Below are 11,363 nucleotides of genomic sequence, written 5' to 3' on the forward strand. Positions count from 1 at the left end.
ATAACATTGCTAATGCTGTGAGCATAGCGACGAGCTTGATTAGGGTTAATATTGGCACTGCTTTGCGCTAGGATATGGTCTTGTGCTTTAACCAGTTGACCATTACTGAGCATTGACGTTTGGCCGCCGGTGATTTGACCGCGAATAACGTCGACTAATTGATAGCTTACTTGATAACGACCTATTGAAATTTCTTTTATTTTACCAATAACAATGGCTTCAGCACCTAAGCTAGCCCAGGCACTGAAATCAATATTGTTATCATCAGTAATAATCTCGGGGAACTTGTTTGGGGAAATAGGACTAAATTTACCACTGCGCAATAAATCATCACTAATAACTTTTGCCAGAGATTCTGGACGTTCACCTGTACCTGTCCATTGGAAAGGTACTATGGCTATTGGCCGTGCGCTATCTACACCGCCGGTAATGACTATTTCTAGTGCTGCCATCGCACGAGGTGAAGCTAACGCAATAATTGCGCTGATTAATATGCTTGGTAATAATCTCATTTCTCTATTCTATCCCCTTTAATTTTGTGAACTTTTAGGCGTAATACTTAACGAAATATTACATCGTGCACTAAAAACTTTCTGCTGGTAAGCCATTTACTCGCTAATGTGCACTAGAACTCAGGTGCAACGGTTACCGCTATTCTGCGCATTTCTTTAAAGACTTCGGGGTCTTTAGAGACAGGTAAAGTACCCGCTTTATAGATAGCACTCTTCGCTGCATCACATACTGTTTTATCGCCTTGCCCCACTTTTACGTTGGTTACAAAGCCCGAAGACGCCAAACTGATAGTTAACTTACAAGACTTCTCTGCCATGGTACTGCGATCTTTGATCATATGACGATTAATACTTTGAGTAATCAACGCTGAATAGCGCTGAACTTCTGTCATCACTTGCTGCTGACGTGCTTGATTACGACTCGCCATTTCAGCGGCCATTTGCTCCGCTAGCATAGCATCTTGTATAGCCTGCTCTTTCGCTGCTATTTCTTGACGCTTACGCTCAGCTATTTTATCAAGTCGTAACTGCTCGGATTTTTTCGCTGCAGCTTCTTCTTTTAAACGTTTAGATCTTGCTGCGGCAGCAGCTTTTTCAGAAACTTGCTTTTCTTGCTCTTTTTGCTTGCGTATTTTTTCAGCTTCGGCCGCTTTGGCTTTTGATGACTTAGCCGCTTTGTCGGCTTTAATTTTTTCTTGTTCTTTTTTCTTACGCTGACGTTCTAATTTCTTAATACGCGCTTCTTCTCTCGCTCGGCGTTTCTTAGCATCACTTGCCCGCTTTTCTACGGCTTTAAGACGTTGCTTTTCCGCATCGAGTTGTTCAGTTTTCTGCCGTTGTATTTTTTTTATCGCTTGCTCAAATTTGGCTTTATCAATAACCACCGCTTTTATTGGCTCTAAAGACTGTGCTGACGGGGTTGGTTTTGGCTTAGGTGCGGAGGCGAAGTCCCCGGCAAACAAACCAAAAAGCAATACCAGATGTAAAGCAATACTGAACCAGATGGCTTTAAGAAAAGTTGATTTGGCAGTAAAAACAGAAGCTCGTTGCTGTACCACGCTATTCCCCTACCGAGTCGGTCATTAAACCTACCGATGGTACACCGGCAACCGTTTGCAGCATGACCATAAGTTGTATAACAGCATTGTAAGAAACAGCGCCATCACCATTAACCACGACCGGTGTTCCGGGTTCAAGGGCTAAATGCGCTTTTACTAATATCGCAACTTCTTCTGCCGACATCGGCTCTTTATCATTTGCCCCCACGGTTAGGTAATAGCGACCTTGTGCATCAACACTCGCTACTAATGGGGTTTTACTATCTGCATCAAGGGGCTCAGCTTCCGCCTGTGGCAAGTCAACTTTAACGCCTTGGGTGATTAACGGCGTAGTAATCATAAAAATAATCAACAATACCAACATTACATCGATATAAGGGACAACATTAATTTCAGCCACTTTGCGGCGTCTAACTCTTTGGTACATAGTTATGCCTTATTCGCAGATTGCTCCGCAGCAGATTGTCGTTGTAATATACTGGAAAATTCATCCATAAAGTTGCCATAGCTGTTCTCAAGCTTTTCTACTTTATGACTAAAACGGTTAAAGAATATAACAGCAGGTATCGCGGCAAATAAGCCCATAGCGGTGGCGATTAGTGCTTCTGCTATGCCTGGCGCGACCATAGCAAGTGTCGCCTGCTTTACCGCACCTAAAGCGACAAAGGAAGTCATAATGCCCCAAACTGTACCGAACAGACCAATATATGGGCTAATAGAACCCACAGTTGCCATAAAGGGCAAATGAGTTTCTAAGCTATCAACTTCTCGTGATAAAGCAACACGCATGGCACGATGAGTACCATCGACAATAATTTGTGGATTATCAATATGACTTTTTCTTAAGCGAGCAAATTCTTTAAAACCTGCAATAAATAAGGTTTCAATACCTTGCACCTGAGGTTTAGCCGAGATTTCACTATAGAGTTTACTTAAATCAGCGCCACTCCAAAACTTATCTTCAAACGCCTTTAGTTCTAATGCTGCTGTTTTTAGTATTTTTCTGCGCTGAAAGATCATCGCCCAGCACATAATTGAGAAGATAAGTAAGATAAGCATAACAAATTGCACTAATAAGCTTGCTTCCATGACTAAGTGGAAAAAGGAAATTTCAGCTGACACGTTTAAACGCTCCTAATATTGATTCGGGAATAGCACAGGGTTTATGCTGGCTAAAATCAACGCAAGCAACACGTATTTTAGCGGTACAAAGTACTTGTTGTGCTTGATTGGTTATTTGTTGTTGAAACACTAAACTTGCCCGTTTCAAAGTTATTATGGTTGACTTTACTTCGAGTAAATCATCGAGTTTGGCTGAGGCAAGATTGTCCATTTCAACCTTTCTGACCACAAAACCTAACTTTTGTTGCAAAAAAGATTGCTGATTTATTCCTATCTCTCGTAACCACTCGGTACGTGCTCGTTCAAAAAACTTTAAATAATTGGCATAATAAACAATACCGCCCGCATCGGTATCTTCGTAATAAACACGAATAGCGAAATTATGCGCTGTCACTGTGGTTGATTTAGGTACTTCTTCAGACATGACGATTAGTATTATTATGAAATTGAATGATTACTTAAGCTAGGTGGCTCTATAGTAATAGATAAAGCAATGGGCAAACAAGGTGGTAGCGTTAATATTTTACACTTTTAAGTAGAAAAGCCACTAAAAATGCTTTTCTTTTATAACTAAAAACAAAAAAAACGCCCTAAGGCGCTTTTTCAACTAGTGCTCACACATCAATTAACTATGACGTGGTGCACGTTCAGTACGACGAGGTGCTCGCTTTTGGCTAACTACTACTTCGTCTGAAGTTGTAATAGCTAAAGGTTGACGACGAACACGTACACCTTTCAATTGATTGAACAAGTCTGTAGGAATACCTTTAGGTAATTGTACAAAACTATGTTTCTCGTGCAAGTTAATCGCACCGATATAGCTGCTATCAAGTGAAATTTCATTAGCTATTGCGCCAACGATATCTCCTGGACGTGCACCATGCTCTTTACCTACTTCAAGGCGGTAAGTCTGCCAATCAACATCGTTACGGTTTACTTTTTCTTTACGAGGTCTTTCTTCACGTGTACCGCGGCTATTTCGATCATTACCACGACTATTACGGTCATTACCGCGGCTGTTACGGTCATTGCCACGGCTGTTACGATCGTTACCACGGTCATTACGGTCGTTACGTTCACGCGCATCACGACGAGGCTTAGGATCTTCTTTTGGTTGTAGTGGTTGCTTCATTTGCTTTTGGAAAAGTAATGCTGCGGCAAGGTCAATCATAGAAACTTCAGACTCTGCAGCCATAGCTTCAACAATTTCACGCATGCTTGAGATATCTTTATCAGCAACAATCTTAGCAACTTCAACACGAGTACGCTCAATACGTATTTTACCAATATCTTGAATATTTGGTAAATCGTAGTTAAGAACAGTACCATTCGTTAAGCGCTCATAATGGCGAATTGAGTACATTTCACGTGGACGTACAAAAGCAATTGACATGCCTTCACGACCAGCGCGACCTGTACGACCAATACGGTGAACATATGCTTCGTTATCACCAGGTAAGTCATAGTTAATAACTAATGAGATACGTGGTATATCTAAACCACGAGCAACAACATCAGTAGCAACTAAGATAGATGATTTACCAGATTTCATTTGGTCAATACAACGCTCTCGTTGTGTTTGATTCAAATCACCATTTAGTGCTAATGCAGGGTAACCGGCACGCTCTAATTTTTCTGCAATATCAACTGTATCGTTACGAGTACGAACAAAGATAATCATTGCATCGTATTCAACCACTTCAGCAATACGCTCTAACGCAGTCATTTTAGTGATGCCACTAACTTTCCATGCGTACTGAGTTATATTAGCTTTGGCTTTTTTAACAGCGGCAACTTTAATGTGCTCAGGATCTTTTAAGAAACGGTTAGCAATTTTACGAATCGCTGGTGGCATTGTTGCTGAGAACAAACACATTTGTGCAGTTTTTGGGATGTGATCCAAAATCCACTGTATGTCTTCTAAAAAGCCCATGTTTAACATTTCATCTGCTTCATCAAGCACACAAACACGTAATTCATCTAATTTAAGGCTTTTGCGACGTAAATGGTCCATTAAACGACCAGGAGTACCAACAACAACTTGTGCGCCACGCTCTAGTTGTTGAAATTGTGGTCCATAAGATTGGCCACCATATAATGTAGCAACACGTAAACCTTTCATGTCTTTACCGAAAGACTCAATTGCTTCAGCAACTTGCATTGCTAATTCACGTGTAGGTGCTAAAACCATTAATTGTGGTTTTCTAATTGAAGTATCAATTTTTGCTAATGCAGGTAAACCAAAGGCAGCAGTTTTACCTGTACCTGTTTGTGCTTCACCTAATACGTCTTTACCGGCAAGTAATGGTGGTATGGTGAGTGCTTGAATATCGGTAGCAGATTCAAAGCCAATAGAAAGAACAGCAGATAATAAGTTTTCAGGTAAGCCTAGAGAGGCAAATGCTACAGCTTCAGTAACAGTTTCAGTTTCAGTTTTTTGATCAGTCATAATAATTTTCATCTTCGCAAGGCAGGCGCATTACTTGAGCATAATTACTTGGGCGTAATTATAAAAATCAATCACCAAGCTGCCGCCAAATTAACGGGTGTTAATTAGCTGCACTTAATAGCATTTGATTTTAATTGCTAAGTCTTAACCTGCGTAAAATATATACGAGGAAACCACCAGGAAGACTTTAGGCGCATAGCGTAAATTGACGCTATATTTCTTGCTAATTCTAGGGACGAATTAGCTGGGCAAGTCTATTGGGCGGTAAAACCCCACTCATTCTCAATGTACTTATACATCCATGAACTATTGCTAGTTGGTATAAGTAAGTCACTATCGGACTAACTTTGGCTGAAATTCATTCAACCTGTCATCGAGGCGCGCATTATACAGAGTTTTTAAGGCTTGGCAATAACTTTATAAAATAATGTCTTGATAAAGGTTGGAGTATTTTATTTTATGTGAGTTAAATAGAAACTTTCTTAATGATTCCCTACCCTCTTGTAAGTCTTTAAATTTAGCCGCTACCACATTGTTGTCGTGTCGAACCAAATCAAGCTCTAACTTTAACGGCTCTTCTCCCGCTAAGCTCATTTCTAATGAAGAGTGCTGTAAATCTATCGTATGTTCTGCTGAATTAGGGATTTTGAATGTTAATCCTGTGGCAGAAAGTGATAGAACTTCAATTTTTTGATCATGAAAGACGTCGATAATTGCCACATTTTTAGGTGTATTAACCCGCCAACTACGTTCACTGCCATTAACATCAATTATTTCTGGCGTACCTAGTTTAGGCGAAAAGTCACCGGCTTTACTCATCGTTAGAGAGACGGGAAACCACAATTGATAATGACTAATTTCTGCTAGTAGCGTTAATTTACTGCCCACTAGAATTTGTCTTAACGATTGTGGCACATCAGTTTGCACACTAAGTTGGTGTTTAGCGTCACTAACCATGCAATCTGTTGATGTTTCAGTGAAAATATTATTGAAAAAATCCAGTTCTTCCGTCGAGAATTCCATTTTAATTTCATACCGCTTGTTATTTTTATCTAAACCACCATAACAAAAACCCTAGAAAAGTGCAATTATTGAACTGTTATGGCTCATTTATTAACCTGGAGATGAAAAGGCAATATTACTCTTCGGGTCCATTGAGTATATCGGCAAAGTTTTCCAGTTTATCTAGGGCTAACCCATGGATAGATTTACGCGGATAACGACCTGTTCGACTAATAACACCGGCATCAACATTCATTAATAGCTCCAGTGCTTGGTCAATAGTCTCAACGGCGTGTATAGTAAAGTCGCCACGAGTAACTGCAGCTATCACTTCATCATTAAGCATTAAGTTAATGATATTGGTTTGTGGAATAATAACCCCTTGTTTTCCTGTTAAGCCTTTGTCTTGGCACAACTGGAAGAAGCCTTCTATTTTCTCATTAACGCCACCAATGGATTGCACTTCACCATGTTGGTTAATTGAGCCAGTTATCGCTAGGCTTTGATCTATCGGTAATAAGGTAATGGCAGAAATAAGTGCACAAAGCTCAGCCATGGATGCACTATCGCCATCGATATGCCCATAGGATTGCTCTATGGCTATATTGGCGGATATAGATACTGGAAAGGTTTGTCCATATTTATGACCTAAATATCCGGTTAACAATAACACCCCTTTGGAGTGAATCGACTTACCCAAGTCGACCTCTCGCTCGATATCGGTTACACCTTCACTACCCGCATAAACGGTTGCGGTTATCCGGGCTGGAGTGCCAAAAACACTATCACCTATTTCTAACACGGTTAAACCATTGACCTTACCAACATACTCACCCTCGGTATGGATTAAGACTTGCCGCTCTTTGATTTCACTGAGCCAAGTTTCACTGAGTCGACCAATACGGTGCTTCTTCGCTGCTTGTGCCAAAGCGATATGTTGTGCGGTTAATTCACCCGTACCACCCTGCTTTTGCCAGCAATAATTTGCTTCATCTAGTAAATCATTTATTTGCACAATATTGGCTGAAATCTTGTGTTTATGTGCACTGCGTCTCAGTGCATAACGAACTAGTTCTAATACCGCGTCATTGCTAACCTCGGGGTAATTATATTGTTCAGCCCGTCGCCTTATTAATTGACCAAAGGCAATTAAATTACTATCGGTTTTATCTAGATGGCGATCAAAATCAGCTAACACCCGAAAAAGTTCGGTAAATTCTTGATCGTAGTCTTGTAAGGTATAATAAATTTCGGCATCACCCAGTAACACAACTTTAACTTGCAGAGGAATTTTTTCAGGCTGTAAGCTATAACCACTTGGCGGGCTATATTCAGAATAAGGGTTTTCAATGGTAATTTGTTGAGTTTTCAAGGCTAGTTTCAAACGCGACCACACCATAGGTTGACTTAGCACTTTGTCGGCATCTAATAATAAATAGCCGCCATTAGCTTTATGCAAAGCACCAGGCCTGATTAACCGATAGCTAGTATAACTACTGCCTTGAAAACTGGCAAAATCAACATGACCAAAGAGGTTTTGATAGGTTGGGTTTTGCTCATAAACGACCGGAGCTCCTTGTGTGTCATCACGCGGCACCAGTAAATTGGGCAGAAAACGCTCAACCATCAATTTACGTAACTCTTTATCCGTTGGCATGTCATCAGATTCTGTGACTAGCGTCTCTAATACTGCATCTACTACATGATTTCTTACTTTATCTAAATATTTCAATACGTCTTGATTATTACTAAACTCTTTTTCTAATTCAGTAATATAAGGCTTAATAGCTTGCTCAGCAGTGTCATTTTTAAGCTTTCTTAATTGGTCAAAAGACAGTCGTTTCCATAGTGGTAACTCTAATAATTGCTCGGCCAACACATTCTCTAATTCACCGAGTAGTTGGTAAAACTTGCTTCGTTCCTCTTCATTTAAATTAGAGAATTCTTTATCAGTTAACGGTTTACCATCAACCAAAGGTGAAAATACTAATTCGCCATTTTCTTCATATAAAACCACATTATCTTTTAAAGCAATTTTTTCAACAATACTGATGGCCTGATCATATTTTTTATTAAACTCTCGATCAATGGCGGATTTTTGTCTTTGATAACCCGGGTTATCAAAGACCTCAGGGAATAAACTCAGTAAACCATCGATAAACTTATTCATACTCACTAATAGCTGTTTACCATCGCCTGGCTTTAGCGACAAGGTTAAAGGAATATGGCTTTCATCAAAATTATTGGTATAGCACCATTCATCAGGTGCGGTTTTCTCGGAAGCAAGGGACGTTAGCATTTGTTTGATTAATGTTTGTCGCCCCGTACCATGCTCACCCATAGCAAAAACATTAAAACCAATTGTCGACATTGATAAACCAAACTCCAACGCCTCTTTTGCCCGCTCATGGCCAACAAAGCCTTGCACGCCGGAATCACGGTTTTTATTGACTGTTTCTTTATTATTGGAAAATAAGGCGACTGATAAGGAAGAAGTAAGTTCATCAACCCCAATACGGGTATGATCGACAAGGCAAGTAAGAGTTTTAGTCATATAAATCCTTTAAAGAGCGTTATGAAGTAACGAGTCTACTAAATAAGGTATCGAAGCAAACATTTTGAAACTAATTTGAGAAAGTAGCGCATCAAAGTATACATTTCGAAATCAAGGTATCGTAATTTTGTCGCTAGTGTACTTGCTAACATTTTAGCTAACAAGTTGATTATAAAAGTTAAGAGCTAAGGGTTGAGCGGCAGACGAATAAAATCTGTTGAGCCACAATGAACACAGTCGCCAATTTCACTAAAATGCAAAATAGTTATTTTTTCATCACACTGCTCACATTGCAGCTCACCAAAGCCAATGAAATCACCACTTTTATAGAGACCATCATGGTCAAAGTCATCAACCAGCTCAGCCCATTCAACTTGTGACTTATCGGTTAACTGAGCGAGATTCTGCCAAAGTGTTTCATTTAATAAGCCAAGGTAGAGCGAATGTTTAGCTTGTGAGCGATTTAATTGATAAAAATCATGCAAGTCATATTTTAAATTGTCGGAAAATTGTTTCAGCTTTTCCTCAGTCATCGTTTCCGCTGCACCAGCATACAACTTAGCCTGTTTAATAAACTCATCAAGGTGTGGCTTTTGCTCAGTTTTGACTTCAGCTAACCAATCATTGAGCTTTTGATAGATTTCAGCAAAGTAATCATTTTGAAGTGCCATTAGTATTTCCCCTTATGAGTTCAGCGACTGTTGAACTTTAACTATAGGTTTAAGTATAGGAAAAGTTAAAATTTAAGCTTAATTATGCTTGTTGTTACCCCGCCAGATAAGGTATTCTACAGCGATAATCTAACGTCGATTTATCCGCTGTTTATGCAAATTTGCACTCTATAACAGAGAAGATAGCCAACAAGTCGATAACACCTTAAAAGCATTCGAGAAAGCCTTAATGGAAGCCATTTATAATCCTCAAGCGATTGAAGCCACAGTACAAAAATTTTGGACTGATAACAACACATTTCAAGCTATTGAAAATCCAGACAAAGAAAAGTTTTATTGCTTAGCAATGTTCCCTTACCCAAGTGGTCGATTGCACATGGGTCATGTGCGTAACTACAGCTTAGGTGATGTTATTTCCCGTTACCAGCGTATGCAGGGCAAAAATGTCATGCAGCCTATGGGGTGGGATGCTTTTGGCTTACCTGCTGAAAATGCAGCCATTAAAAACAAAACAGCGCCAGGAAAGTGGACTTATGAAAATATTGATTACATGCGTAATCAATTACAATCCCTTGGTTTTGGTTACGACTGGAGCCGTGAATTAGCGACTTGTAAGCCTGATTACTATCGTTGGGAACAATGGTTTTTCACTAAGCTTTATGAAAAAGGCTTAGTTTATAAGAAAAATGCCACGGTAAACTGGGATCCGGTTGATCAAACTGTATTAGCAAACGAGCAAGTTATTGACGGTCGTGGCTGGCGTTCAGGTGCAATTGTTGAGCGTAAAGAAATTCCACAATGGTTTATCAAAATCACCGCTTACGCCGAAGAATTACTTGACGATTTAGACAAGTTAACGGAATGGCCTGAGCAAGTTAAAACCATGCAACGTAACTGGATTGGTCGCTCGCAAGGTGTTGAGATGACTTTTGCTGTGGCAGATTCAGACGACAGTTTTGATATCTACACCACTCGACCAGATACTTTAATGGGTGTTACTTATGTCGCCTTAGCTGCGCAGCATCCATTAGCATTAGCGGCAGCGAAAGATAATGCCGATTTAGCGAAATTTATTGCTGAATGTAAAAACAGCAAAACCACTGAAGCCGACATGGCTGTAATGGAGAAAAAAGGCGTTGATACCGGCCTTAAAGCTCTTCACCCTCTTACCGGTAAGTTAGTGCCAGTATGGGCGGCCAACTTTGTACTAATGGATTATGGCTCAGGTGCAGTTATGTCAGTACCTGGTCATGATCAACGCGATTATGAGTTTGCCACTAAATATGGCTTAGCCATAGAGCAAGTTATTGCCGGTCAAGAGTCTGACGATATTAGCAAAGCCGCTATCACAGAAAAATCGACGTTAATTAACTCGGGTGAGTTTGATGGCTTAGATTTCGAACAAGCTTTTAAAGCTATCAGTGAAAAATTAGTCAGCGAAAACAAAGGGAAAACTACCACTAACTACCGTTTACGTGACTGGGGTGTTTCCCGTCAACGTTATTGGGGTACACCAATTCCAATGGTTAACCTAGCTAATGGTGAGTCTGTACCTGTACCGGAAAGTGAGTTACCGGTGTTATTACCTGAAGACGTGGTCATGAATGGTACCACTTCGCCTATTAAAGATGACCCAGAGTGGGCCAAGACAACTTATAACGGTGAAGCAGCATTACGCGAAACAGATACCTTTGATACCTTTATGGAGTCTTCTTGGTATTACGCACGTTACTGTTCACCAAATGACGATACCCAAATGATAGATCCGGCCAAAGCGAATTATTGGCTACCGGTAGATCAATATATTGGTGGTATTGAACATGCTATTTTACATTTATTATACTCACGCTTCTTCCATAAATTATTACGTGATGTCGGTTTAGTTGACTGTGATGAACCTTTTAAAAAGCTGTTATGCCAAGGTATGGTGCTAGCGGAAACTTTTTACCGTGAAGCTGACAACGGTGCACAAGATTGGATTGCGCCAAGTGATGT

Annotated in this window: 9 protein-coding genes and 1 pseudogene; 1 reads left to right on the forward strand and 9 read right to left on the reverse strand. The window is 40.1% G+C overall.

Translation table 11 applies throughout. The annotated features are described in order from the left end of the window. The 9 genes and pseudogenes from HRT50_RS13980 to HRT50_RS14020 all read right to left on the reverse strand — a co-directional run. Window positions 1-512: pseudogene (locus HRT50_RS13980) on the reverse strand (Tol-Pal system protein TolB); the annotation flags it as partial. Between the two features lie 113 nt (window positions 513-625). After that, the gene (gene tolA, locus HRT50_RS13985) at window positions 626-1,570 is read right to left on the reverse strand and encodes a cell envelope integrity protein TolA (protein WP_291615513.1); all 945 of its coding nucleotides are present in this window, start codon (window positions 1,568-1,570) and stop codon (window positions 626-628) included. A gap of 1 nt (window position 1,571) precedes the next feature. Continuing rightward, on the reverse strand, window positions 1,572-1,997 hold the full coding sequence (tolR, locus tag HRT50_RS13990; protein WP_291615515.1) for a protein TolR: 426 nt from the start codon (window positions 1,995-1,997) through the stop codon (window positions 1,572-1,574). A gap of 2 nt (window positions 1,998-1,999) precedes the next feature. Next, the gene (gene tolQ / locus HRT50_RS13995) at window positions 2,000-2,692 is read right to left on the reverse strand and encodes a protein TolQ (RefSeq protein ID WP_291615517.1); all 693 of its coding nucleotides are present in this window, start codon (window positions 2,690-2,692) and stop codon (window positions 2,000-2,002) included. Further along, window positions 2,682-3,116: a tol-pal system-associated acyl-CoA thioesterase gene (gene ybgC, locus HRT50_RS14000; RefSeq protein WP_291615519.1), complete on the reverse strand. Its 435-nt coding sequence runs from the start codon at window positions 3,114-3,116 to the stop codon at window positions 2,682-2,684. Before ybgC ends, tolQ begins: the two co-directional genes overlap by 11 nt. 201 nt (window positions 3,117-3,317) lie before the next feature. After that, entirely contained in the window at window positions 3,318-5,141 is a 1,824-nt protein-coding gene (locus HRT50_RS14005; RefSeq protein ID WP_291615521.1) for a DEAD/DEAH box helicase, read from the reverse strand. A 417-nt stretch (window positions 5,142-5,558) separates the two neighbouring features. Continuing rightward, window positions 5,559-6,164 (reverse strand): hypothetical protein, encoded by a 606-nt coding sequence (locus HRT50_RS14010; protein ID WP_291615523.1) that lies wholly within the window; start codon window positions 6,162-6,164, stop codon window positions 5,559-5,561. A 115-nt stretch (window positions 6,165-6,279) separates the two neighbouring features. After that, window positions 6,280-8,697 carry a Lon protease family protein gene (locus HRT50_RS14015; RefSeq protein ID WP_291615525.1) on the reverse strand — a complete coding sequence of 806 codons (2,418 nt, stop codon included), beginning with the start codon at window positions 8,695-8,697 and terminating at the stop codon, window positions 6,280-6,282. 185 nt (window positions 8,698-8,882) lie between these two features. Beyond that, a complete protein-coding gene (locus HRT50_RS14020) occupies window positions 8,883-9,368 on the reverse strand; it encodes a hypothetical protein (RefSeq protein ID WP_291615527.1) in 486 nt (161 codons plus the stop codon). Between the two features lie 229 nt (window positions 9,369-9,597). Here HRT50_RS14020 and leuS point away from each other — a divergent pair. Beyond that, window positions 9,598-11,363: leucine--tRNA ligase (gene leuS / locus HRT50_RS14025; protein WP_291615530.1), on the forward strand; the 1,766-nt coding region annotated here is incomplete at its 3' end.

It is taken from the genome of Colwellia sp. (assembly GCF_013215345.1).
Lineage (GTDB): Bacteria > Pseudomonadota > Gammaproteobacteria > Enterobacterales > Alteromonadaceae > Colwellia.